25 protein-coding genes are annotated in these 23681 nt (G+C 40.3%); 8 read left to right on the plus strand and 17 right to left on the minus strand.

Features of this window, described 5'->3' with window-relative positions; all coding sequences use genetic code 11:
* The first annotated feature begins 99 nt into the window (after positions 1–99).
* Positions 100–516, plus strand: coding sequence for an organic hydroperoxide resistance protein (locus tag BS1321_RS05505; RefSeq protein ID WP_063232059.1), 417 nt, complete (start codon positions 100–102; stop codon positions 514–516).
* Between the two features lie 53 nt (positions 517–569).
* Here the strand turns inward: BS1321_RS05505 and BS1321_RS05510 are convergent, their stop codons facing one another.
* The gene (locus BS1321_RS05510) at positions 570–1886 is read right to left on the minus strand and encodes an MFS transporter (protein WP_063232060.1); all 1317 of its coding nucleotides are present in this window, start codon (positions 1884–1886) and stop codon (positions 570–572) included.
* A gap of 220 nt (positions 1887–2106) precedes the next feature.
* Here BS1321_RS05510 and BS1321_RS05515 point away from each other — a divergent pair, with 220 nt between their 5' ends.
* The 3 genes from BS1321_RS05515 to yidC all read left to right on the plus strand — a co-directional run bounded on the left by BS1321_RS05515 (position 2107) and on the right by yidC (position 4841).
* On the plus strand, positions 2107–2928 hold the full coding sequence (locus BS1321_RS05515) for a glycerophosphodiester phosphodiesterase (protein WP_063232061.1): 822 nt from the start codon (positions 2107–2109) through the stop codon (positions 2926–2928).
* An 811-nt stretch (positions 2929–3739) separates the two neighbouring features.
* Complete coding sequence (locus BS1321_RS05530; RefSeq protein ID WP_063232064.1) at positions 3740–4027, plus strand: hypothetical protein; 288 nt, start codon at positions 3740–3742, stop codon at positions 4025–4027.
* Between the two features lie 28 nt (positions 4028–4055).
* A complete protein-coding gene (gene yidC / locus BS1321_RS05535) occupies positions 4056–4841 on the plus strand; it encodes a membrane protein insertase YidC (protein ID WP_230160119.1) in 786 nt (261 codons plus the stop codon).
* Positions 4842–4953: 112 nt separating this feature from the next.
* On the opposite strand, the gene cphA is transcribed toward yidC, so the two are convergent.
* Both cphA and BS1321_RS05545 read right to left on the minus strand, forming a co-directional pair.
* Positions 4954–7575 (minus strand): cyanophycin synthetase, encoded by a 2622-nt coding sequence (cphA, locus tag BS1321_RS05540; protein WP_063232065.1) that lies wholly within the window; start codon positions 7573–7575, stop codon positions 4954–4956.
* A complete protein-coding gene (locus BS1321_RS05545) occupies positions 7572–8384 on the minus strand; it encodes a cyanophycinase (protein WP_063232066.1) in 813 nt (270 codons plus the stop codon). Before BS1321_RS05545 ends, cphA begins: the two co-directional genes overlap by 4 nt.
* A 184-nt stretch (positions 8385–8568) precedes the next feature.
* On the opposite strand from BS1321_RS05545, the gene BS1321_RS05550 reads away from it, so the two are divergent.
* On the plus strand, positions 8569–8991 hold the full coding sequence (locus BS1321_RS05550) for a pyridoxamine 5'-phosphate oxidase family protein (protein ID WP_063232067.1): 423 nt from the start codon (positions 8569–8571) through the stop codon (positions 8989–8991).
* A 148-nt stretch (positions 8992–9139) separates the two neighbouring features.
* Here BS1321_RS05550 and BS1321_RS05555 read toward each other — a convergent pair whose 3' ends face one another.
* The 8 genes from BS1321_RS05555 to BS1321_RS05585 form a co-directional block, all read right to left on the minus strand.
* Entirely contained in the window at positions 9140–10186 is a 1047-nt protein-coding gene (locus BS1321_RS05555; RefSeq protein WP_063232068.1) for a M42 family metallopeptidase, read from the minus strand.
* 92 nt (positions 10187–10278) lie between these two features.
* Positions 10279–10416, minus strand: coding sequence for a hypothetical protein (locus tag BS1321_RS27335; protein WP_155726441.1), 138 nt, complete (start codon positions 10414–10416; stop codon positions 10279–10281).
* A gap of 32 nt (positions 10417–10448) precedes the next feature.
* Complete coding sequence (locus tag BS1321_RS05560; RefSeq protein WP_063232069.1) at positions 10449–10637, minus strand: hypothetical protein; 189 nt, start codon at positions 10635–10637, stop codon at positions 10449–10451.
* A 111-nt stretch (positions 10638–10748) separates the two neighbouring features.
* Positions 10749–12512, minus strand: coding sequence for an oligopeptide ABC transporter substrate-binding protein (gene opp4A / locus BS1321_RS05565; protein ID WP_063232070.1), 1764 nt, complete (start codon positions 12510–12512; stop codon positions 10749–10751).
* Between the two features lie 19 nt (positions 12513–12531).
* Entirely contained in the window at positions 12532–13431 is a 900-nt protein-coding gene (locus BS1321_RS05570) for an ABC transporter permease (RefSeq protein WP_063232142.1), read from the minus strand.
* A 22-nt stretch (positions 13432–13453) separates the two neighbouring features.
* Complete coding sequence (gene opp4B, locus BS1321_RS05575; protein WP_063232071.1) at positions 13454–14419, minus strand: oligopeptide ABC transporter permease; 966 nt, start codon at positions 14417–14419, stop codon at positions 13454–13456.
* 15 nt (positions 14420–14434) lie between these two features.
* On the minus strand, positions 14435–15361 hold the full coding sequence (locus BS1321_RS05580; RefSeq protein WP_053534228.1) for an ABC transporter ATP-binding protein: 927 nt from the start codon (positions 15359–15361) through the stop codon (positions 14435–14437).
* On the minus strand, positions 15339–16364 hold the full coding sequence (locus BS1321_RS05585) for an ABC transporter ATP-binding protein (protein WP_063232072.1): 1026 nt from the start codon (positions 16362–16364) through the stop codon (positions 15339–15341). The genes BS1321_RS05580 and BS1321_RS05585 overlap by 23 nt, the downstream gene beginning before the upstream one ends.
* 494 nt (positions 16365–16858) lie before the next feature.
* Here BS1321_RS05585 and BS1321_RS05590 point away from each other — a divergent pair, with 494 nt between their 5' ends.
* Entirely contained in the window at positions 16859–17494 is a 636-nt protein-coding gene (locus BS1321_RS05590) for a Bax inhibitor-1/YccA family protein (RefSeq protein ID WP_063232073.1), read from the plus strand.
* A 203-nt stretch (positions 17495–17697) separates the two neighbouring features.
* Here BS1321_RS05590 and BS1321_RS05595 read toward each other — a convergent pair whose 3' ends face one another.
* From BS1321_RS05595 to BS1321_RS05605, 3 genes are all read right to left on the minus strand, one after another.
* Entirely contained in the window at positions 17698–18240 is a 543-nt protein-coding gene (locus tag BS1321_RS05595) for an acyl-CoA thioesterase (RefSeq protein WP_063232074.1), read from the minus strand.
* Positions 18241–18371: 131 nt separating this feature from the next.
* Entirely contained in the window at positions 18372–18911 is a 540-nt protein-coding gene (locus tag BS1321_RS05600) for a M15 family metallopeptidase (RefSeq protein WP_063232075.1), read from the minus strand.
* Between the two features lie 74 nt (positions 18912–18985).
* Entirely contained in the window at positions 18986–19468 is a 483-nt protein-coding gene (locus tag BS1321_RS05605) for a DinB family protein (RefSeq protein WP_063232076.1), read from the minus strand.
* 186 nt (positions 19469–19654) lie between these two features.
* Between BS1321_RS05605 and BS1321_RS05610 the strand changes: the two genes are divergently transcribed.
* Positions 19655–21472 (plus strand): ABC transporter ATP-binding protein, encoded by a 1818-nt coding sequence (locus tag BS1321_RS05610; protein ID WP_094246586.1) that lies wholly within the window; start codon positions 19655–19657, stop codon positions 21470–21472.
* Positions 21473–21523: 51 nt separating this feature from the next.
* Here the strand turns inward: BS1321_RS05610 and BS1321_RS05615 are convergent, their stop codons facing one another.
* Positions 21524–22225, minus strand: a complete 702-nt coding sequence (locus BS1321_RS05615; RefSeq protein ID WP_063232077.1) for a GDSL-type esterase/lipase family protein — start codon at positions 22223–22225, stop codon at positions 21524–21526.
* A gap of 219 nt (positions 22226–22444) precedes the next feature.
* On the opposite strand from BS1321_RS05615, the gene BS1321_RS05620 reads away from it, so the two are divergent.
* Positions 22445–22951 (plus strand): GNAT family N-acetyltransferase, encoded by a 507-nt coding sequence (locus tag BS1321_RS05620; protein ID WP_063232078.1) that lies wholly within the window; start codon positions 22445–22447, stop codon positions 22949–22951.
* A gap of 68 nt (positions 22952–23019) precedes the next feature.
* Here BS1321_RS05620 and BS1321_RS05625 read toward each other — a convergent pair whose 3' ends face one another.
* Complete coding sequence (locus BS1321_RS05625) at positions 23020–23214, minus strand: aspartyl-phosphate phosphatase Spo0E family protein (protein ID WP_063232079.1); 195 nt, start codon at positions 23212–23214, stop codon at positions 23020–23022.
* Positions 23215–23469: 255 nt separating this feature from the next.
* A complete protein-coding gene (locus tag BS1321_RS05630; RefSeq protein WP_034314291.1) occupies positions 23470–23658 on the minus strand; it encodes a Fur-regulated basic protein FbpA in 189 nt (62 codons plus the stop codon).
* Between the last annotated feature and the right edge of the window lie 23 nt (positions 23659–23681).

Here is a 23681-nt window from a genome sequence, read left to right on the forward strand (position 1 = left end):
TTTTAATCAATACTCTCCATAAACTCGCTTTCATTTTGTTTAACAAGACTTACAGTAGGGAACTAATGATATTAAGAATAAACAAAGGAGTTGTTTTCATTGAAACCATTATATACAGCTACAGTTACCGTACACGGTGGTCGTGAGGGACATGTTAAATCAGAGGACGGGATTCTGGATTTCGATGTAAGGTCACCGAAGGAATTAGGTGGTTCCGGTGAGCGCGCTACAAACCCTGAACAGCTATTCGCAGCCGGTTACGCGGCATGTTTTGACAGTGCTTTGAATCTTGTTCTGCAAAAAGAAAAGAAAAAGGTCGATACTTCCGTGACAGCAAATGTAACGATCGGTAAAGACGAGGAAGACGGCGGTTTTAAATTGGCTGTAAGGTTGGATGTTTCGATTCCCGACCTAAGCAGGGAAGAAGCCCAAGACTTCGCCAAAAAAGCACACATGACTTGCCCCTATTCAAAAGCAACTCGCGGGAACGTCGATGTCACCTTGATTTTGGTATAAAGTTTATGCAAAGGAATGGATACGGCATTAAGGCCGGCTCCATTCCCTTTTTCTTATTTCACTTCTTCCAATCCCTTCAATTTCAAAAGAAAGCCCAGACCTATTACCGCCATGATGATCAATGACCCTAATGCCATCCGGCTCGCCAATGTACCGAGGTCATGGAATACCAACGTTATCGTTCCATATAATAGCGGACCGATTATTGAAGAGACTTTTCCAGAGAATGCAAATAGTCCAAAAAATTGCCCCCTCTTCTCATCCGGGGTCAATTCAATGATATATGTCCGTGATGTCACCCACATCGAACCTAGCGAAATGCCGAACATACTCCCTGCGACCCAGAACCAAAGAGCGGTTTGTGCAAAGACCGCTATAAATAAAGCGACCAAGAGCAGAACTCCCACATATGTCACAGCTAGCCGCGGTCCCTTCGACTGCGTGATGTATCCAAACAGAAACGATCCGGCTATACTCGATACTGTCGATACCAAGTAAAGCAAAATGAATCCGCTTGAGGAAAATCCAACAACAGTCTTGGCATATACGGCCATCATGCCGATAGTAGTCGCAATTGCATCATTTAAAAAGAAATAAGCAATCATGAATGTAAAAACCGATCGATAGGATTGCATCTCTCTAAATGTTGATTTAATTTCCTTATAACCGGATAAAAAAGGTTGTTTCGCTTTTTGCTGCTTTGGAGACTCTTTTAAAAAAAAGAATAAGGGAAGGGAAAAAACCAGAAATAAAATGGCCGTGGGAATAAAGGCTTCATGTGAACTCCCTTTACTTATGAATGGATAGATTGACAGGCCCACTAATGTTCCAAGGTAGCCTACCGCCACGCCAAATCCTGATATAAGCGGCAATTGCTGTTTCGTGCCTAAATCACTCATCATCGTATCATAGAAAACAAGACTCGAATGATAGAAAAACTTTGCTATCACAAATAAAAGAATGACGATCGCTAAGGAAATTGGAATGCCCAGAAGCTTTCCATCGAACGGCGCCCCTCCAAATACCCCCATTAAAAATGTACATACAACAGAAATGAGTGTGAAAATAATAATGTATTTTTTCATTTTTCCCGTTCGATCGATCATGACACCGAACAGCGGGGAAAACAAAACAAGAAACATACTGGCAATCGCATTTGCGTAGGATATGAAGGTACTGGCAATTTGGTCAAGAACGGCATTTTCCCCAATTTGTTCCTGAAGGAAGAATGGAAAGAAAATCGTATTGATATTAGAAGAAAAAATCGTATTGGCAAAATCGTAAAACGCCCAAGAGAGAATGGGCAGGGAAAAATATAAACCAAAATTCCCCTTCCATTTTTTAGACTTCGGTTTCACCTGCAATTCCATCTGCTTTCCCTCCTTATTGATACTTAAATTATATGTATTCCATACCTTTCCAATAAATCCTTTAAGTCGGGATTATAACATTGTGTAAAACATGATTTTTTCCCGCCTAACATGTAAAATTATGAAAGGAGGCTGTCCTGCTAACTTCTTTATATTCTTTTAAGTTTGGGTAAAGGATATCAAAGAATTTTAATTAATGTGCCTAATAGGAGTGTGAAAGATGATTGCATTTTTTCTTATTATCTTGGTAACCATACTTGTCCTGTTCGCTATCTATTCTAAAAGAACCAATAGTGATTTCCCTGAGAGCTTCAAAACGCAGCATTCCCCTCTTAAAATTGGACATCGCGGTGCATCTGGATATTGCCCCGAGAATACAATGGCATCTTATAATAAAGCAATTGAATTGGGAGCAGATTTCCTGGAAGTGGATATCCATCTTAGTAAAGATGATGTACTTGTGGTTCATCATGATCCCACTCTGGATCGAACCACGAACGGCAAAGGGAACATCCGTGATTACACGGCTGCCGAATTAAAGGAACTGGATGCAGGAAGCTGGTATCATTCTCGCTATAAAAACGAAAGGATTCCTTTACTAAGTGAGGTATTGGAGAATTTCGGGTCTGAAGTTGGAATCTTAATCGAATTAAAACATCCATCTTCTTATCCCGGCATTGAACAGAAACTTGCAGAAGAATTAGGAAAATTTCAAGAATATTCAACCAGTAAAAATAGGATAATGGTTCATTCGTTCGATATGGAATCCATGAAAAGGTTTCATCAATTAATGCCGGATATACCAGTGGGCGTTTTGATAAAACGGCGGATTAATGACCAAAAATTAAAAGAGATTGCCGAGTTTGCATCATTTTTAAATCCAAAGCAAACGATTTTAAGTACGAAGCTGCAAATTCAAATCCAAAAGCACGGGATGAAAGTATATACATGGACTGTCAACAATAAAAAACAAATACGCATGTTCAAAAAGATGCAGTTGGATGGTATCATTTCCGATTTTCCTGATTATTTTTCGGATTGAAACTTTGAAAAAACAATCCGCCAATGCGGATTGTTTTTTTAATAACATTGAAATGATTTTATCTCATGCGCGTCCGTTCCATAATAAGCCTATCTCTGTTGACTTCGTCTCCATCGATACCCCGCCACTGAAATATAACCGACATATGTGGGGTAAAACCAAAATGAACGGCCATTTTTAAGCCAAACATACGTATTTTGGTATAAACACCCTTTCATTGAATCAGCATCAGAAGCCTTAAACATTCCATCTTGAAGTTGTGGAATAAATAAAGGCAGAGCTATATGTGGCGGGCCACCTCCGTGCGGCGGCCGTGGCGGCGGCTGGCCCCCTCCGTAGGATGGACCTGGCGGTTCAGGCGGAGTTCTTTCATCCATTTACTGATTTTCAAATGGATATGGCGCTGCCGGGAAATCATTATTCATGTTTGGGTGATATGCATTTTGATATAAATTATTTTCAGTACCATTATTGTGGTTCTTTTGATTGAATGAATCTTATGGTTTCATTCCTCTTCACCTCATAAATTAAACTTCCTTTTATCCGTATGTAGACGAATGACCATTTGTGCAATCTACGCTCTTAATTACTCGAATCTGGATTCTACTTGACCTTTAACGTCAAATTAATGCATCAGAAAATATTCCCTGTTTATTTTTTGAAAATATCCCTATATTTTTTAGCTTTCTTGTACTAGAATTTGATATAGTGTTCTTAATGATTTAAACTCAATAAGGTCAAAAGTCATTTCAGGCCCTAAATCATTTTTTGAGGCCAAATTTTCTTATCTTAGAAAAAACGAGGGATTCCTATGTGGGAATTATTATTAGAATTCGATTATCAGACCGTTCGCCATGCGGTATGGGCAGGTTACTTATTTACCTTTGTCTTTCCACTGGCTGCGTTTTACTTCTTAAATAAAAAGCAATCGCTCTTGAACGACAAATATCAAGCTTCCGTTCATACAGATAAAGGTAAATCTCCTGTTCATGCAGGCAGCATTTTTGACTGGCGCGGTGCACAGCGCTTTTTCACATTTATCCGGCAAAAGGATTCACCAGATGATTCCGATGAGCCAAGCCTCCTTCTCGTAGTTTAACCAATAACAATTCGAGGAGGAAATTATTTTGAAGAAGAAAAACATGTTTCTAATTGCCGTCCTATTTCTGGCAACGACCCTTTTGACAGGATGCTCAGCAGCAACGAGCGGTCCATTTCATACTGCATTGGTTAACCCCATGACAAAAATGCTAGAATTTAATGCTGATTTATTTAATGGCAACTATGGTTTAAGCATCATCATGATGACATTTTTGATTCGCCTTGTCTTGCTTCCACTGACTGCCAAGCAATATAAAACACAGCTTAGCATGAAAACGAAGATGAATGGGCTGAAACCGGAAATGTCTGCAATCCAGCAGAAAATCAAAGAGACGAAAGATCCGGCTAAACAAAAGGCCCTTCAACAGGAAATGATGCAGCTTTACCAAAAACATGGAGTCAATCCGCTAAACATGGGCTGTCTGCCGCTTTTAATTCAAATGCCGATTCTTATGGGCTTTTATTATGCGATTCAAGGTTCCCATGAAATCGCGACCCATAGTTTCCTTTGGTACAGCCTTGGCCAACCTGATATTGCCATGGCAATTATCGCTGGTGTCATCTATTACTTCCAATCGGTCATTTCCATGAGACAAATGCCGGAAGAACAGCAGAAACAAATGAAGATGATGAGTCTGCTCTCACCAGCAATGATTTTATTCATTTCTTTCTCCGCTCCTGCTGCATTGCCACTGTATTGGTCAATCGGAGGTTTATTCATGATTGTTCAGTCAATCGTGCTTCAGCGGGTATATAAAAAAGACCATGCCACTGTCCCTGCTGCAAATGAAACGGTTATGAAAAAAAGCTAATCCATTTGGATTAGCTTTTTTTCTTACAGTCACTTTCCACTCCACCGAAAAGCGCGTAATTGCTTGCCTTGATGGACAGTAAAGGGATTTTCAGGGCGAAATGCACTTTGTTTTATTTCTTCGGCAATGGATTTGTTGAAACCTTTTCGAAAAACCTCTCTACATATTCGAAATCAGTGTAAAAGAACAATAATAGGTCACCCGGTTGTGATGTTTCCCAGGCTTTTACGAATGCGTCCAATTCATTAGGTTCGATGAATGTCCGATCTTTTTGTAACCCAGCTTTTACGGCAGCTTCCTGAAGCAGCCCGGCTACTTCGAACGGCTCCCTTCCCCGCAAATCATCGTCTTCTTTAATGATGAACAGATCAGAATTCATGGCCGCCACCTTGGAGAGTCTGATAAGCTCTTCATCAATACGGTCACCCGGTCCTGCCAAAACAGTGATAAGACGATTTTTGTTATAGGCACTGACCGTTTCAAATATGGCCTTCAATCCTGCTTCATTATGGGCATAGTCGATGATGATCGTGCGCTCTTTCAATTTTTTTAAATTGAAACGTCCTTTGGACAAATTTGTATCAGGCATAAATGTAGCAGCCTTCCTTCTTAGTTCTTCCATGGAAATGCCTTGTGTTTCGGCTGCGGCTAACGCCTGAAGTAAATTGGCGATATTATGACGTGCCATGCCGGAAATCGTTATTGGAATCATGGTGCAATCCATAAATTGATGGATGACACCATCAGATGAATGACAAATCACGCCTTGTTCATTGACGTACCAAACTTTACATCCCCCATTTATCGCTGCCTTCACGTGAGACTGGGTGACATCAGTAGAGGTATAAATGACTTCCCCATCTGTATAAGTGTTCATGGCAGCTACATTCGGATCATCTGCATTCAGCACACAATAGCCTGTTTTCATTACGACTTCGGCTACCAGCCTCTTTAATTTTATGAGATCATCCAATGTATCGATTCCATCACGGCCGAGGTGATCCTCACTTATATTGGTAATGATCCCCACATCACATTTACGAAAAGCCAGACCTTCACGCAGAATCCCGCCCCGGGCCGTTTCCAATACGGCTACATCAACTTCAGGATGGGCCAATACCATTCTTGCACTGATCGGGCCACTGCAGTCACCTTGATCCAATACCTCATCGCCGATATATACTCCGTCAGAATTTGTCATACCCACCTTTGTTTTTTCATTAGTAAGAAAATAATGAACCAATCGGGTCGTTGTTGTCTTTCCATTTGTACCGGTCACTGCGATGATCGGTATAGCCGCCTCTTCCCGAGTCGGAAATAAATAATCGACAATGGCCTTGCCTACATCCCTTTTTTTCCCTTCACTCGGATAATGATGCATTCGAATTCCCGGTGCAGCATTCACTTCAATAATCGCAGTCTTTGAATGTTCGATTGGTTTTGATATATCCTCACAGATAAAATCTATTCCGGCTATATCCAAACCGATCGCTTTCGCGGCAGCAACGGCCATATTCTTAATGGTGGGATGAACCTGGTCCGTTACATCGATTGCCTTTCCACCAGTCGAAAGATTTGCATTGCCGACAACTTGAACCAATTCCCCTTGATTCGGAATGGTATCGAGCGTCCGATTCGATTTTTCCAAGTAACACGTCACCGTATGTGTAAGTGGGATTTTGGACATCGGCTTTTCATGACCTTCTCCCCGTAAATCATTACTATTTTCCTTTTCTATCAAACTGCGTATCGATTCCTTACCGTTGCCAATAACATAGGGAGGAAGCCTCAAACTAACGGCGATAAGTTCCCCGTTGACTATCAGTAACCGATAATCATGTCCTTCAATATGCCGTTCGACAATGTACTTCTCCACATGCGACTCCAAACAATTGATTACATTGAATAGTTCATCCTTATTTTTGATATGGGTGATGACACCCTGCCCCTGTCTCCCATTATACGGTTTTATGACAAGTGGAAACCCCAGCCTGTCCGCCGTGGCAAAGATTTCTTCAATGGAATGGGCAACTTCCCCTTCAGGTACAGGGAGACCACATCCTCTTAAAATTGATTTGGTCAATGATTTGTCACATGAATTCTCAACGGCAATATTCGAAGTCTGGCTAGAAATTGTCGCCTGGACATACTTCTGCCTTGTACCGGTTCCTAAACGTAGTAAGCTTTCATCACCCATTCGCTCGACAGGGATATCTTTTGCTTGTGCTGCCTTAAAAATGGCTTCGGTACTTGGCCCCAGTTTATTTTTATAATATAACTGCTCTATTTGTTTTACATAAGATTGTACATTTATAAGTTTTTCACCATTCAGGATGGCTTCCACGATATCTTTTGCTGCTAAAAAAGCTTGAAGACCTGAGTGAGGCTCCTGATAGTCAAAGGTAACATAATAAAAACCCTTCTTTTCCATCATTATCGTTTTTCCACGAATGGCTTCGATTCCGGCCAAGTTTTGAAGCTCAATCGTTATATGCTCCAATATATGTCCCATCCATGTTCCTTTTCTCAGCCTTTCGGCGAAACCGCCTCGATACCCTTTTGAACATGTATGGCTTCCCAAGTTCGGAAGCGCCCTTAATAATTTTTCATTGAATCCAGGTATTGAATCAGATGGTTTCTGTTCCAGTTCCCCTATATCCAATTCAATGCAAATTGTAGGTGTATAAGCAAAATAATTAGGTCCTTTTAAATAACGGACTCGATTGATCATCATTGTTGGATCCCCTTTTTCATCAACAATTTCCTGGTAAGCAGGTCAAAACGGTATCCCCTGGTTAGTGCATGAAGGTTAAATCCCGAAAGAGTCAACTCTTCACTGCCATTATCAGAAGATGTGATATTGATATAATCACTGGTTCTGCCATCAAGAACCAATACTTGATGTTGGCCAACTACTTCAAAAAGTCCGTCTTTAACTAAAATTGCTGTATTTTCATCAATGCCAATACCCATAATTTCTCTACTCCCTGCTATCGCACTTAACAGACGGTCAAAGCGACCACGTTGGGAAAAATGTTGATCGATTATCAGGTCGTCCAGGAAGCCGAAACCAACCCCAATTTCAACCTTTAACTTATTGTCATTCAGCATCGTGTCCGCAGCAACGATCATATGATTACCTAAAATGGAAGCGCCAGCACTTGTCCCTGCTATCACCATTCCTTTATGCCAAGCTTTAGAAAGGGCATCGTGGAATTTGGTTTTTCCAATCAGTTCAGACAATCGGCTTTGGTTTCCCCCTGAAATGAAGATAGCTGAAAAAGATGTCAGCTGTTCACAAATTTCCGGATCGTCTGCATCCTGCCTTGAATCCAGCTTGATCACTTCCACCCTGTCCACGCCTAATTCCCTGAAAACCTTGATATACTCTGTACTCACTTCCTCTGGAATTTCACTCGCTGTAGGCAATATTCCTATTCCGCCATCGCTATGGCTTGCAAGCTCTACAAATTTATTTAATACTTCACCTTCAAGGCACTTATCCTCTGCCCCGCCAATGATAAGTAATTCACCACAATTCATTCATCATACTCACCTTTACATATGGATTAACATCATGAAATTGCTCTATACAAAACACATAATGACTAGTATGGCAACTTCTTTCAGTCTTCATTCATAAAAATGACAAACTGCAGAATTTTGTTTAACTTAATGAAAAAAGAGGAAAAGTAATAGAGTAAAAAAATAAAAGGAGTGTGTAAAAATGAGCCAAAACCAAATAAAAGAAAAAGTATTGAACATCATCCGTGATCATAAAATAGGAGTTTTATCTTCGGTTGAAAACAACAAACCACATTCACGCTATATGACATTTTTTAACGATGAATTAACTTTATACACACCAACGAGTGGAAAGACGGAAAAAATTGATGAAATTGAAAAGAATCCTAATGTTCATATCCTGATCGGCTATGATAATGAAGGATTAGGCGATTCTTACTTGGAAATCTCAGGTACCTCGAAAATAAACGATTCACAGGAACTGAAAGATAAATTATGGAATGAATCATTTGAAGATTGGTTCGAAGGTCCGAAAGATCCAAATTATTTAATCCTTCAGATTAAGCCAGAAAGCATCCGGTTGATGAACAACAATGGTGAACCTCCACAAGAATTATCATTATAAATCCATTATTTGTCATTCACGAGTAAAACGCCAAAACTCACGAGCTTTTGACCGATATTCACTAGTATTATGCTAAAACTCACGAATATCGCTAAAAAACCAGTAAAAGCCCGCACTCATATGATATGACTGCGGGCTTTTTTAACGTTTACACCAACTCTGATTGGATATAATGCAAAATCAGATTGGCTGTATGCTTTAATGAAGAGACATGTGTCCGCTCGAAGGCATGTGAAGCATCGATCCCAGGTCCGATCAGTCCATGTACGACATCATATCCTGCCCGGATCGCAGCGGAAGCGTCCGATCCATAATATGGATAAATATCGACGCGGTAGTCAACAGCATTTGCTTGGGCAAGTGAGACTAGGTGCTGACGTAATTTATAATGATAAGGACCCGAGGAGTCTTTTGCGCAAATGGAAACGCTGAATTCATCCGTCGATTGTCCATCACCGATCGCACCCATATCAACAGCTAGATATTCGACTGTTTTCTCAGGAATATTGGAATTACCGCCATAGCCAATTTCTTCATTGTTTGAAATCAGGAAATGGGTCGTATATTGCAATTTTATCTTTCCTTCGGAAATGAGGTCAATGATATGAAGGAGGATGCCAACGCTCGCTTTATCATCCAAATGCCTTGATTTCAAAAAGCCTGTATCCGTCACTTCCACTCTCGGTTCAAAGGAGACAAAATCTCCAACAGAAATGCCAATGGCCTCCGTTTCCGCTTTAGTTTTCACGACAGCATCAATCCGGACCTCAATTGTCTCATCATCACGCTTGGCATCCCCGGCATTTTTATATACGTGGACAGAGGTCTGATTGATTAAAATGGTCCCGGTGATAATTGCTCCGTCAGCTGTATGGATTTTACAATATTCCCCTTCCACTGAGTTCCAGCGAAAACCGCCAATCATCGTCAATTTAAGGCGGCCATTCGCCTTGATTTCCTTTACCATGGCTCCCAGAGTATCGACATGGGCAGTCAGCAAACGATGTTTGCCATCATCTTCGCCTTTTAATGAAGCAAGCAATGCCCCTTTATTCGTGATCTTGTAAGGAACCTTCCTCTGCTCCATGAAATCGGCCGCGTATTTAATGGCTTGATCTGTATAGCCGGAGGGGCTAGGTATGGACACCAATTCTTTTATGTAAGATACGATTTCTTTTTCTTCGATCACACTCATGCATATCTCTCCTTTCCTCTTTGTTCATTATATCTTTTCATGGCAACTTTTAACATATTAATGGACCGCCAAAAGACGGTCCTTTAATCGAATTAACTCATATGGGTCAGGACAGGCAAGATGGCCATAACTAACGTTGAAATGCCATATAACGCTAAATTCTCCATATTCACTTTTCTTTTCCACTTATCGCGCCATACTTTGTATATGCTCATATCTTCGTTCCTCATAAAAAAACCTCCTTTATGATGAAAGGTTCAACTTACTTTAGCTGTCTTTGTTTATTGGACATTTCCTTCATATATTCCAAGAAGGCAATTCTCTTTTCGTCTGGATAGGCTACAATGTCTGCAATGATTTCCTCTTCAAGAGGTTTCAGTAAACGGCCAACCGATTCAATAAACAATATTTCTAGCTCTCTCTTTGTTTCATTAGGATTTCTCACTTCCATCAATATCACCCTTCCAATTACTTACTATTATCTATATAACCTTTATCCACTCCATTGAAACGCAAAAAATCGACCGCCCATAAAGGCGGTCGATTGGATTCGTCAATTAAATTATTTCGTTACACCTACATTATGCCACTGATATTGGCGGCCTGCGAGGTAATCATAACCTGTAACGCGTTCATTCACTCCAGCCAATTGATAACGGAATAATGTTGGAATGACCGGTACCTCTTCATGGATCAATTCTTGCCACTCATTATACGTATCGATCCGATATTGATCATCGAAGGCTTCCTCTGAAATCCCTTTAGCAAGAAGCTCATCATTTTTATCATTCACCCAGCGGGTATAGTTAAATTCTGCAGACCTTGACCATATTCCTGATGGATCAGGATCGGATGCGACACCCCATGCAGCTGAATAAACATCAACTTCGTCATTATCCTTTTTCAGCAGGTCGTAGAATGAATTGAACTCATGCAGCCTTCCATCCTGCAATTCGACGTCCAGGCCTACTTGTTCCCATTGTTGGATATAATATTTTGCTAGTGGCTCAGAAACATCGGAGCCGCTCATGGAAGCAAAATTGATCTTGAACTCTTTTCCATCCGCATCTTCACGAATGCCATCATTATTCGTATCTACAAATCCTGCTTCATCCAAAAGTTTTTTAGCTTTTTCAGGATCATATTCATATGGTTTTAGATCTTTATTGTTATATTTAAAGTTCGGTGTAATGACCGAGTTAGCAGGGAAACGAAGGCCCTTGAACATCTTTTCGCCAACTTCTTCATTATTGATGGCATATGCCATCGCCTGACGAAGACGTTTGTCTTCGAATTTAGGATTTTCATCCATAACATTTTCTTCTTTTTCCTTATCATAATGGCCAAAGTTGAAGCCAATATAGGAATAAGCTAATTCAACTTTCCCCAATAATTCGACATTGTCCAATTCCTTGGCCTGTTCATATTGTTCAGCCAGGACCTCCGCTACATCGAGGTCACCATTTTCAAGTGACTTAACGACAACAGACGGATTCACGACTTTCAATGTGACACTGTCCAATTTAGGTGCACCGCGGTAATAATCTTTATTCGCTTCGAATTCGACCGCTTCCCCTTGAACGATTTTCTTCACTTTGAATGGTCCAAAACCAATCGGGTTTTTACGGATTTTATCCGAAGATTCCAACTCTGCAATCGGAACATCTTTTAAGTATTCTTTATGAAGCGGATATGTCCATAAACCAGTCGTGACGGAAGGATTCGCTTTTTTGAAAGTGAAAGTGATTTTCTTGTCGTCCACTTTAATGCCTGAAATCTTATCCGCTTTCCCCTCATGATACTCTTCCATACCCTCAATTAAAGCCATTTGTTCATCATAGCGTACACCTTTGTAATCTTTGCTTCCCATGACAAGGTATGCATACTCTAAATCAGCACCTGTCACAGGTTTTCCATCTTGCCATTTAACATTATCTTTTATTGTAAGTGTTACCGTTTTATTATCGTCTGATATTTCATAAGAAGCAGCACCGTCATTTGTGAAAACATAGTTTTCGTCTGTATCCAGTAAATCTTCATCAAAGAATGTGATAACTTGGTTATCCGGATCTCCTTGATAGAAAACTTTGTTTAATATCCCTTCAAACGGGGTATCGGATACCAAACCATATGTTAGATGGCCGCCTTCAATCGGCTCTCCTTGATTTGTCGTCTTTGTCGGGAATTTAGAGGTATCGACCTGTTCGACATCTTTCCCTTTTTTCTCTTTCGTTGACGATTTTTCCGTATCATTCGAACATGCAGCAAGCAATAGAGACGAAATGGCCAATGCACTTAATACCTTACTGTAGCTTTTGATTTTCATATCATACACTCCCCTTTTTTTATCCTCTTCTTTGTCTTGCATCGGCGGCGCGTTTTAACGCTTGACCAACGAAATTTATACTCAGCATCAACACTAAAATCATGAGTGATGCGGGTACCCATATCCACCACTTGTTTTCCAGAACATCTGGATTTCGAGCATAACTGATGAGCGTCCCTAAACTCGGTGTGCTCTCCGGAAGGCCGAACCCTAAGAAAGTCAAACTGGATTCTAAGCCAATATTGCCAGCAAGGTTCAAAATGAAGTTAACGATGATCAATGAACTGACATTGGGCAGAAGCTGAAACAGGATGATTTTCCAATGTGGCGTCCCGAGTGTCTGTGAGGCGTGAATATAATCCAGCTCACGCTCAGACAAAGCCTTTGAACGAATCAGCCGTGCCTTTCCTGTCCATAAAAACATCGTCATGATTAAAATGAAAACATATACATTGAAGATCGGTACAATCACGACCACAACGATGATGAACATCAATTGCGGCAGGGCAATCACGAAATCGATAACACGCATGATCACATTATCGGTTGCCCCGCCGAAGTAACCAGCCAGAAGCCCTAATGATAAACCGATGATAGCCGTGAATAATGTTATGAATAAACTGATCGTGAATGAATTTCTGGTACCCACTATCAATTGTGCAAATACATCCCGGCCACCATAATCGGTTCCAAGCCAATAGTCCGAAGAAGGTTCCATATAAATGGAGAGAAAATCGACCTTGGCTATTTCCTTGGCGTCCATGAAGAACGACGCACCGTAAACAAAAAGCAATATGGCTGCTAATATAATCAATGAGCCCATGGCAAGTTTATCCTTTTTGATTTCCTGCCAGATGATTTTGATTCCTGAAGGGCTCACATCGTTAACTTGTATGTTCTTTCCGGTTTCTACTTTCATTTCCATACGACTCACCCCGCTCCTATTCTATCCGTATGCGCGGATCGACCGCACTAAGTATGATGTCCGAAAGAAGTGTGCCAAGCAGAGTGGCAAATCCCGTCATCATGACGATGGCCGTGACAACACTGAAATCCCGCAGACTGACTGAACTAAGGAAAAGCTGCCCCAGTCCCGGATAACTGAAAATGGTCTCAATTATGACCGAGCCGCCGATCAATCCAGTAATTTCATAACCTAAGAATGCTGCTATCGGTAAAAAGGAATTTCTCAGGATATGCCGTGAATATACTTTTGACTCAGGCACTCCCTTCGAACGCGCTGTCCTTACGAAATCCTTGATTTTATTATCGATGATTTCATTTCGCAAATATTGGATCGTACTTGTTGTTGCGATTAATGCTGTACTTAAAGCTGGTAAAATCAAATGATTGATCTTGCTTACAACATAGGCGAATGTTCCTTCATCCACCTTTGAATCTACACTGCCTCCAGACGGAAACCAATCCAGGGCAAATCCGAAAACGAATAACATGATTAAAGCAAAAATGAAAATCGGCGTCCCAAACCCTACATAGCTATAACCTGTAACGGTTTTATCCACCCAGGTATCGTTATACCTTCCGCTAAGTATGCCTAATGGAATAGCAAGCATATATGTAAAGATCAGCGTGACCAACGCCAGGAACACCGTGTTCCAAAGCCTGTCTTCGATCACATCCATAACGGGCGTCTTATGTGTATAGGAAATACCGAAATCCCCCTGTACTGCATTGGATGCCCACCTAATATATTGTTGATACCAAGGGTCATTCAAACCCAGTTCTTCCCTGATCCTATCAAGCTCGGCTGGATTGGCCCTAGGGTTCATTTCCTGGCCTGACAGTGCATCTCCCGGCATTGCTTTTGCCATCATGAAAACGATGATGCTCAATAAAAAGAGCTGCGGGATCATAACTAATAAACGTCTTAAGATAAACTTCCACATATTCTTTCCACCTCCTTATTGTAATGCGACTCTATGTGTCGATGAGATTGGCTTCAAATCGTAAGCACGTCCATTTTCATCGAAATATTTTGAGTAGGTAGACTCATATTCTGAGGTGAGTTTTTTTCTAAGCTGCACTTTATCTTCGCGAACTTCCGGCTCTAAATCCGGAATGGCGGCAATCAGGCGCTTCGTGTATATATGTTGGGGATTTTCATAGATTTCCTCACTTTTGCCTTCCTCTACCAATCTACCGCGATACATAACCCCCATCCGGTCACACATATGCCGGATTACACCTAAATCATGACCGACAAATAAATAAGTCAAATTGAACTCCTGTTGGAGATCCTGAAGAAAATTCAATACCTGTGCCTGAACGGAAACATCCAGTGCTGACACCGGTTCATCCGCAATGATCAGTTTAGGTTTCAATGTCAATGATCGGGCAATCCCAATCCGCTGGCGCTGCCCCCCAGAAAATTCATGAGGATACTTGTGAATCGATTCCGGACTCAGTCCGACTTTGTCCAAGAAGTCCTGTACGATTTTCTTTTCCTCTGAAGGGGATAACCGTTCAAAATTCCTCAGCGGTTCGGCAATGATGTCCAGTACCCTCTTCTTGGGATTCAATGATGAATACGGGTCTTGGAAAATCATTTGGATATCTTTTCTAAATGGTTTAATTTCTCTTCTACTTAAAGATGCTAAATCCCTGCCTTCAAACAGAATTTGTCCGGATGTCACCTCATTCAGTTTGACCACTGCCTTGCCTGTCGTGGACTTGCCGCTTCCGGATTCCCCGACCAAACCATATGTTTCCCCTTGCTGCAACTCAAAGGAAACACCGTCCACGGCCTTTACGTGATCGACCACCCTTCGAAAAAAACCGCCCCTTATTGGAAAATGCACTTTTAAATTATCTAATTTGAGTAATGTCATGGGCCGATGCATCTCCTTCAGCTTGAAAATAAAATTCTTTATAGCAGGTACAGCGCACAAAATGACCGTTGCCCACTTCGTGAAGTCGGGGTGTCTCTTCATGCGCATGTTTAGGTATCCAAGGAATCCTATCTTGGAAGCGACATCCTATCCTATCCATTTTCGCTATCGATGGAACGATTCCCTCGATAACATGCAAACGGTTTTTCTCGTCTGCAGCCGAAGGAATCGAATTCAATAACGACCTCGTATATGGATGCAGCGGATTGTTGAATATCTCTTTAACACTTCCCGTTTCCACTACCTGACCTGCATACATGACAACGATCCTGTCAGCTACCTCTGCTACGACGCTCAGATCATGTGTAATTAAGATGATCCCCATTTTTGTCCTGCTTTGGATATCTTTCAGCAAATCAAGTATTTGCGCTTGAATCGTAACATCCAGTGCCGTCGTGGGTTCATCGGCAATGACCAGTGCAGGGTTGCAAGCAATGGCAATCGAGATCATTGCCCTTTGCCGCATTCCGCCCGAGAGCTCATGCGGATATTGCTTGTACGTCCGTTCAGGGTATGGAATTCCCACTTGTGTCAAAAGTTCGATCGTCCTGTTCTTTTTTTCAGCACTAGAAAGTTCAGTATGGTAATCAAGATTCTCCTCGATCTGTTTTCCGATGGTCATGAGCGGGTTCAAAGCCGTTAAAGGTTCCTGGAATATCATACCCAACTCCTTACCACGGACTTTATTCATTTGCACATCATTCAACTTTAGTAGATTTTGACCTTTATAATTGATGTTTCCTTCGGATTTCGTTCTCTGCTTATTATGTAATTGTATGATAGATAAGGCCAATGCACTCTTTCCACAACCTGATTCTCCAACAACTGCTACAATTTCATTTTCATTCACCGTAAACGAAACATCATCCACCGCTGCATGATATTTGTTACCGATTCGAAATGAGGTAGTTAGGTTTTCTATTTGCAAAATAGCTTTCTTCATCCTTGCTCCCCCTAAACTATTTTATCGAGAAAATAATTAATCTTCTGATAATTAGTTAGAATTTTAATCAATTTTTTACATTTATACAATAGTTTTCATAGAAAATAATCACATTTTTTTCATATTTTATAACTTTAGGAATATTTTTCTGCAATAAAAAAACGATTCCTTTATAACTGTTATACAGTAAAGTTTTGAAGTCCGATTAATTGCGTCGAACCAATAATTTTATAATTTATTATTTCAAGATAACTAATTCAAAGTTCATACCTATCTATTGACCCTGTCATTTTACATACCGCAGAATGGTTCTGATTGAAGTATTTTAATATTTCAGAAAAGTTAGTATATTTGTAAGAATATCATAAAAAAGGTAATTATTTCATATATATTTCAATACTTTTAAAAAAACACCTAATTTTCATAAAATGCAATGAAACCTTTTTAAAACAGATTCGTAGAAAACGGTAGAAAATAAATGATGGGGTGATTGAATGTATTCACAAACTGTACAAACATATATGCCGTCTGTCATGCGGACGTTCGCTTTATCACTTGCCGTTTCCGTTTTAGGGATGGCTCTCGGCACTCTTGTTCCGCCATCCTTGTTTCTTCCCTTAGCGATACTTGAGATCGTCATGTTGATTGGAGCGTTCATATTACGAAGGAAAAAAGCCATCGGTTACACATTCTTGTATAGTTTCACTTTGATTTCTGGCATTACGACCTATCCGATCATTGCACACTACCTAGCCGCTGCAGGGGCAAATGTGGTAATCCTGGCAGGTGTTACGACGACAGTCGTATTTGGAGGACTGGCGGTTTATGCCACAACCACCAAAAGGGACCTTTCTTTCTTGGGAGGAATGTTATTTGCGGCCTTATTAGCTTTATTGGTCATTAGCATTTTCAACATTTTCTCTCCATTAAGCTCTACAGCCATGCTGGTCTTTTCATTTATTGGGATTTTAGTTTTCAGTGGTTATATTTTATATGATTTCAATCGAATGAAGCATTACGGGGTTACAGCCGAAGAAGTACCGCTAATGGCCTTGAATCTATATCTTGATTTCATTAACCTATTCATTAACATCTTGCGCTTCTTTGGTATTTTAGCAAGCGATGACTAAAGGCATACCAACAATGTATCATAAGAAAGACGCTTGGACTTTTCCAAGCGTCTTTTCACATATCTCCCCATCGGATCGCTGTAAAAACAAAAATCCAATTCATGATAGTTCTGATTTTCCCAAAACCCCTGGCGATGAATAAGAGACCAAATTACAGAATTTGGTCTCAATCATTAATAAGAACGTCTGAAGGGATGCGTATCTTATTTATATAATCCTGGTTTTGATTGATCGGTCCATGGCAGTTTCACACCGAAAGTACTTGCAATGAACTGTGTATCTTCCCTTCTTTTTTTCCTTATTTGGGCCCGTTGTTTTGCTGATTCATTTAAATTCATTTCCATCTCTGTTTCTGGAACCAAACGCGGAACCGGAATTGGTTTACCTTCTTCATTAATGGCAACAAATGTCAAGAAGGAAATGACGCATAAATTTCGATCTCCTGTAACTAAATCCTCTGCAATCACCTTTACGATGATTTCCATTGATGTTCTGCCCGTATAAGTCACGAAGCTTTCAAGGCAAACTGCATTTCCTTCGTGAATAGGGTGCAGGAAATCGACAGAATCAGTTGATGCAGTAACGACGTTACTTCGCGCATGACGCATAGCTGATATAGCCGCTACATCATCAATGTATGCCATTAATTTGCCTCCGAACATCGTACCAATATTATTTGTATCCGGCGGGAGGACAAGGCTTGTTTTTATGACCAAAGAGTCCCGGCAATGTTTTATTTCTTCCATGGTGACTGCACTCCTTTATGTCTGACTTCTCACTAGTTCACTTTATCGAATTCTTACCTGTAAAGCAATTCACATGCTTATTTTCCTGCTTTTAGTCAAAATTATGCTATTTATAATGAAGCCACCCACTCTCACCGCCCTTTTGGCCGCTTGCCTTGTTGCAGCTCACGCAGGCTCAAGCCAAATGTCATTTGTAAATGCGGATAATCCTTGAACCCTGCCCAATCTCCTCCCCAATCAAAACCTAACTCTTTAGCGATGGTTACGACTTCCATCCAATCCGACTTTCCATTATCGTTGCCGTCATAACGCATATCCCAAATGGCCTCGCCTTGTTTGTTAAGGAGGGCAAAATCTATCGCCAAACCGAAATTATGCAGTGACTCGCCACCTCTTGCATTCGTTACGATGTTCCCCGAGCCTGTTCGGCCCTTTTCAAAGAGTTCATTTTGCTCGGCTAAAGACCGGTACCCTGCCGTAATGATTACCGGGATGCCTTTGTCATTAGCCTGTTGAATGAGCTCATCTTTTTTTTCGGCGACGATCGGATTCAGCTCGTCAGTCAGTTCGATTTCATCTAAATCTGGCGGAAGCATATATTTGAACAAGAGCCCAAGCAACAATCCGAAAAAGCCCAATACCAAACATGTCCTTACCCAAGTGGCTTTCACTGAAAAATCCTTCCTTTACGAATAACTGTCTGAAAGTGAAAAACTCAACCAAAGACGGATGAGTTTTTCTTCTATTATAACTTTGCTTTCAATTCTTCAATTTGCAATAAATGCCGTTTTTCATGTAGTCCCACGAACGGAATCCATTGCTTCAAGCTTAAATCTTTAAACAAAGGGTGTGGAAAAGACTTTTGCTCGAGATCAATTTCCTTTGCATGGTCAATGACCTGTACAAAAGCTTTTCGTGATTCGGACAACTTATCTTTAACTTCACTCAAAGTTTGGTATGATTCTGACGGAATGACAAATGGCGGGGCCTGGACCTTCACTTCACGATTTAAAGTAAGCTCGATCGGTTTATCCACAGCAGGATTGCTATCGTCGCTTTTCAATTTATCGGAAATGCTCTTTGTTATGGCCCTCTCCATTAAATATAAATGATCCAATACCTGGATGATGCTCCATCGTCCTGTTTCAGGATGGGCGTTCAGCTGTTCATCCGATAGACCGTTGACCGCATGTAAAAGTTCTTCCCTGATTTTTTCATTTTCATTCATTTTTAGCATCTCCTCATATAAGCCTCGCTAATCTCCTATAATTATTCCATGTCCTATAGGAAAGTGTAAAATAATAATACTTTTTAACAGAAACGAACCGATTAAAAGTTGTCTATTTTTTGAAAAGCTCTATGATAGTCATTAAGGTAAAATTCATCAAGGACAGTCTAAATAGGAGTGATCGCTATGAGTGGAGGACATATTCCATTCAGCCACAAAGGCCGCAGTGCCATGCATGCAATACCCTCAAAAGGAAGCATATGGTTGATGTTCAAACAAATGTTCAATCGGGTCCCATCCAAATGGAAGTTTTGCACTTTGGTTTTATGTATCATGCTTTTCATTTCATTGCTTGAGTTCTCCATCCCCCAGTTGACGCAGTTTACAATTGATAAAATCATTCCCGAAAAAAGATATGACTCGTTAATCTGGATTGGCACAGGAATTCTTTGTGCTGCCATCTTATTGGCTTTACTGAACTACTTTAACAGCTATATCGTTTCCAAGGTCGGTCAAACAGCTATTATGGATATACGGAATAGCATGTATGACCATATTCAAACACTGGATATGAAATTCTTTGATAAAAACCGTACTGGTGACTTAATGTCCCGGTTGACCAATGATGTCAATTTACTGCAGCAGCTCATCTCTTCAAGCATGCTTCAAGTCTTGACTGACACGGTGACTTTCATTGCCGTGGCGGTATATATGCTTTTCATTAACTGGAAGCTGACCATTGTCCTTCTTTTTACATTCCCTTTCATGTTCTATATCACAAGGGTATTCGGGAAACGCATCAGGATGTCATTTAGGTCTGTGCAAAGTTCCGCAGGAGATGTCAGCAACCAGTTACAGGATTCCATTTCAGGAATGCGGCTCATTCAATCTTTTACTAATGAAGAATTCGAATCAAGGCGGTTTGCTGAGCGTAATCAGGAAAATATGGCTGCAAACATTAAGTCCGTTCGGCTACGTTCCATGTTCGGTCCGATTATTGATTTATTGAACAATATCGGTCTTGTAGCAGTCATTGTGTTCGGGGCTTGGCAAGTGATGGAAGGTGAATTCACAATAGGATTAATCGTGGCCTTCCTCGCCTATCTGAGGTTACTGCAGAGTCCCGTTCGCAATTTTAGCCGGGTCATCAGCATTGTCCAGCAATCAGCCGCCGCCTTTGAAAGGATAACTGAAATATTGGAAACACAACCTGAAATAAGTGACAAGCGAAATGCCATTGAACTCCCTTCCATAAAAAAGCAAATTGAATTTCAATGTGTTGATTTTGCTTATGATGAGAGTGTTCCTGTACTCAACAATCTAAACCTGACTATGAAAGCTGGTCAAGTAACCGCTCTGGTCGGCTCCTCTGGCGCAGGAAAATCGACCATAACGAGCCTTTTGATCCGATTTTATGATCCGCAAGATGGAACAATTAAAATGGATGGTCATGATATCAAAGATGTGTCACTGAAATCATTACGGGGACAAATAGGAATTGTTTCCCAGGATATCATTTTATTCAACGGTTCCATCCGTGATAACATCGTATATGGCAAACTTGATGCTACAGATGATGAAATCAACCAATCCGCCAAAGCGGCAAATGCGCATGACTTTATCAGTACCTTTCCTGATGGTTATGATTCTCAAATTGGAGAGCGCGGAGTCAAGCTTTCAGGTGGACAAAAACAGCGCATTGCCATTGCCCGGGCACTTTTGAAAAATCCGCAAATCATCATTCTCGATGAAGCAACGGCGGCCCTGGATACAGAATCCGAACATTTGATCCAGGAAGCATTGTCACGTTTATTGATAAACCGCACTTCAATAGTCATCGCACATCGTTTATCAACCATTCATAATGCCGATCAAATTGTCGTTCTGGAAAAAGGGCAGGTTCAGGAAAAAGGAACACATGAACAGTTATTGCAAAATAACGGCAGATACAAGCAGCTCCATGACTTGCAGTTCCCTCAACTAAAAGTCATATCAAATTCCTAGCGACTTAGCAGGCAAAAATGCACAGAAAGCCTTCTTGTGCATTTTTTTCTTTCATTTGAAATCATAACTTTCCAAAACCCGATTCGCAATGAGCTGATACCCTTTTTCATTCGGATGTAACTTATCACTGAAATACTCTGTTTTCTTTTTATCTTCAAAAAGATCATTCGTAGGAATGAATAACATCCTTTTATCTTTATCCGCTATTCCCTTTATTGACTGGTTATAATCGTGAATGTGCTTTTCAAGTTTTTGATTGCCTTTACTTGGGTTATATAGTCCTACTACCAGAATATCCGCTTTACCGTTTGCATCTATCAGTGTTGATGTAATCTTATTCAGATGGCTGATATACTCCCGTTTACCCTCATTGATTTTTCGGTCACTTATTTTCTCCAAGTCCCCTCCATTACTATTGATCAAGTCATTCGTTCCAATATAAACGATGAAAGTATCGGCTTCATCAAGTTTCGTTTTAATGCGGTAATCATCAAGCTGTTTCATCACCCCATCCGTTTCCTGGCCTTTTATACCGTAATTCCAAAAACTCACTTTTTGTTCCGATTCCGGATTATTCAATTCATCTTCCAGACCTTCTATATATCCTTCCCCGTCCTTATCCCCTTTTCCATAGGTTAATGAATCTCCAAAAGCCATCACCCTTTGCACATCCTCCGACTCCGAGGCCTGAAATTCATATGCAGCAAAACATATAACTAGTACTATAATCAATAAACCTGCCAATTTTTTCATTTGGTTCTCCTCTTGTCTTTTTACTAGAAGCATTTAATCTTTTACATACCCAAAAAATCTGCAGTCTTAACATAAAAAAAGAATTGTCAGATAAAGAGTTAAGCGTGTATGATAATATAAAACTTTCAATGGATTGGGTGTCATTCACCGTCCCTTAACAAAAAACGGGATTTCCCTTCATTCTGGAGATTGAATAAATGATAGTTAGGAGTTTTAATCATGGAAGAACACATAGAGTTTAGTGAGGCAGAACTATCTGATCTACCCAGAATTGTTGAAATATATAATTCGACAATTGCTTCAAGAATGGTCACGGCAGATACGGAACCTGTATCCGTCCAATCGAGGGTTAAATGGTTTGAGGAACATCATTCAGAAAGTAGACCGCTATATATCATTACTATAGAAGGGAAAACTGCTGGATGGATGAGCTTTCAATCCTTTTATGGCCGACCGGCCTATAATTCCACTGCCGAAATCAGCATTTATATTGATGATTATTTCCGGGGAAAAGGAATCGGTCAAATTTCGATTCAAAAGGCAATTGAATTGAGTCCAAAATTAGGTGTTAAGACTCTATTGGGTTTCATTTTCGCTCACAATATACCAAGCCTTAAGCTTTTTTCAAAGTTCGGGTTTGAAGAATGGGCACATTTACCTCAAGTTGCCGAGCTGGATGGCATTGAGAGGGATTTGATCATTCTTGGTAAACGTGTCGATATTTAATATAATTCTTTAGAGCTATTGCCTTGAGCAGTAGCTTTTTCAGATTAATCGAGGTCGAATTGGCTAATTTAAAAATACCTATATGCTTTCTGGAGGGAAAAATATTCAGAATCTCTTTTACTTGTTAACGCATTTAATAGCGTATCCAATTCTTGACTGGCTTGAACAGTTAGCAGACTTGTTAGGCCGTAAATTGCTGCCAATTTGATCATTTCTTGTCTCTTCTCTTCTACTTTTTCTATAGTTACCTTACGGCAAGGCATTATATAGTCACCTCCCATTTATTCAATATTTTTACACTTTCATCATAATGAAACTACTAGTTAAAATCAACTATTTTTCAGAAATTAAATGTGTTATTTTATAGGATAAATGTGACAAATAACCTATTTTATTCTTTAATTATGTATATTTTATGTCATTTTCTATTAAACGCAAAAAAAGCACCCACTAGTGTAGACTGCGAATGCTTACATCATATCCCTTATCAAAGAACCCAAAATATAGTCCATCACTTACTATGTCATCCATTCAGAAGGTGACTCGTTATTAGGTCTATTTATAACAATCTTATATTCATCTTCAAGTACTTTTAATGGGGCATCATAAAGGTGCCTTTCATCAGAGGTTTTGTATACTCCATTAGCCAATAACTCTTCAATAAGCTTTGCCTTCCTCTGTTCAATCCTCTTAAATAATTCTGCCATGTAAATGGCTCCTTTCCTAGTCA

Origin of the sequence: Peribacillus simplex NBRC 15720 = DSM 1321, from assembly GCF_002243645.1 — a bacterium.
GTDB classification, from domain to species: domain Bacteria; phylum Bacillota; class Bacilli; order Bacillales; family DSM-1321; genus Peribacillus; species Peribacillus simplex.

What these genes read in the sequence shown, in the direction of transcription:
- BS1321_RS05610 (WP_094246586.1), top strand. Translation starts at nt 19,655, where the DNA reads ATGAGTGGAGGACATATTCCATTCAGCCACAAAGGCCGCAGTGCCATG.
- BS1321_RS05625 (WP_063232079.1), bottom strand. Translation starts at nt 23,214, where the DNA reads ATGCCTTGCCGTAAGGTAACTATAGAAAAAGTAGAAGAGAAGAGACAA.
- BS1321_RS05585 (WP_063232072.1), bottom strand. Translation starts at nt 16,364, where the DNA reads ATGAAGAAAGCTATTTTGCAAATAGAAAACCTAACTACCTCATTTCGA.
- BS1321_RS05620 (WP_063232078.1), top strand. Translation starts at nt 22,445, where the DNA reads ATGGAAGAACACATAGAGTTTAGTGAGGCAGAACTATCTGATCTACCC.
- BS1321_RS05510 (WP_063232060.1), bottom strand. Translation starts at nt 1,886, where the DNA reads ATGGAATTGCAGGTGAAACCGAAGTCTAAAAAATGGAAGGGGAATTTT.
- opp4B (WP_063232071.1), bottom strand. Translation starts at nt 14,419, where the DNA reads ATGTGGAAGTTTATCTTAAGACGTTTATTAGTTATGATCCCGCAGCTC.
- BS1321_RS05550 (WP_063232067.1), top strand. Translation starts at nt 8,569, where the DNA reads ATGAGCCAAAACCAAATAAAAGAAAAAGTATTGAACATCATCCGTGAT.
- BS1321_RS05615 (WP_063232077.1), bottom strand. Translation starts at nt 22,225, where the DNA reads ATGAAAAAATTGGCAGGTTTATTGATTATAGTACTAGTTATATGTTTT.
- BS1321_RS05545 (WP_063232066.1), bottom strand. Translation starts at nt 8,384, where the DNA reads ATGAATTGTGGTGAATTACTTATCATTGGCGGGGCAGAGGATAAGTGC.
- BS1321_RS05595 (WP_063232074.1), bottom strand. Translation starts at nt 18,240, where the DNA reads ATGGAAGAAATAAAACATTGCCGGGACTCTTTGGTCATAAAAACAAGC.
- BS1321_RS05630 (WP_034314291.1), bottom strand. Translation starts at nt 23,658, where the DNA reads ATGGCAGAATTATTTAAGAGGATTGAACAGAGGAAGGCAAAGCTTATT.
- BS1321_RS27335 (WP_155726441.1), bottom strand. Translation starts at nt 10,416, where the DNA reads ATGAGGAACGAAGATATGAGCATATACAAAGTATGGCGCGATAAGTGG.
- BS1321_RS05605 (WP_063232076.1), bottom strand. Translation starts at nt 19,468, where the DNA reads ATGAATGAAAATGAAAAAATCAGGGAAGAACTTTTACATGCGGTCAAC.
- BS1321_RS05580 (WP_053534228.1), bottom strand. Translation starts at nt 15,361, where the DNA reads ATGACATTACTCAAATTAGATAATTTAAAAGTGCATTTTCCAATAAGG.
- cphA (WP_063232065.1), bottom strand. Translation starts at nt 7,575, where the DNA reads ATGATGATCAATCGAGTCCGTTATTTAAAAGGACCTAATTATTTTGCT.
- BS1321_RS05560 (WP_063232069.1), bottom strand. Translation starts at nt 10,637, where the DNA reads ATGGAAGTGAGAAATCCTAATGAAACAAAGAGAGAGCTAGAAATATTG.
- BS1321_RS05555 (WP_063232068.1), bottom strand. Translation starts at nt 10,186, where the DNA reads ATGAGTGTGATCGAAGAAAAAGAAATCGTATCTTACATAAAAGAATTG.
- BS1321_RS05570 (WP_063232142.1), bottom strand. Translation starts at nt 13,431, where the DNA reads ATGAAAGTAGAAACCGGAAAGAACATACAAGTTAACGATGTGAGCCCT.
- BS1321_RS05590 (WP_063232073.1), top strand. Translation starts at nt 16,859, where the DNA reads ATGTATTCACAAACTGTACAAACATATATGCCGTCTGTCATGCGGACG.
- opp4A (WP_063232070.1), bottom strand. Translation starts at nt 12,512, where the DNA reads ATGAAAATCAAAAGCTACAGTAAGGTATTAAGTGCATTGGCCATTTCG.
- BS1321_RS05515 (WP_063232061.1), top strand. Translation starts at nt 2,107, where the DNA reads ATGATTGCATTTTTTCTTATTATCTTGGTAACCATACTTGTCCTGTTC.
- BS1321_RS05530 (WP_063232064.1), top strand. Translation starts at nt 3,740, where the DNA reads ATGTGGGAATTATTATTAGAATTCGATTATCAGACCGTTCGCCATGCG.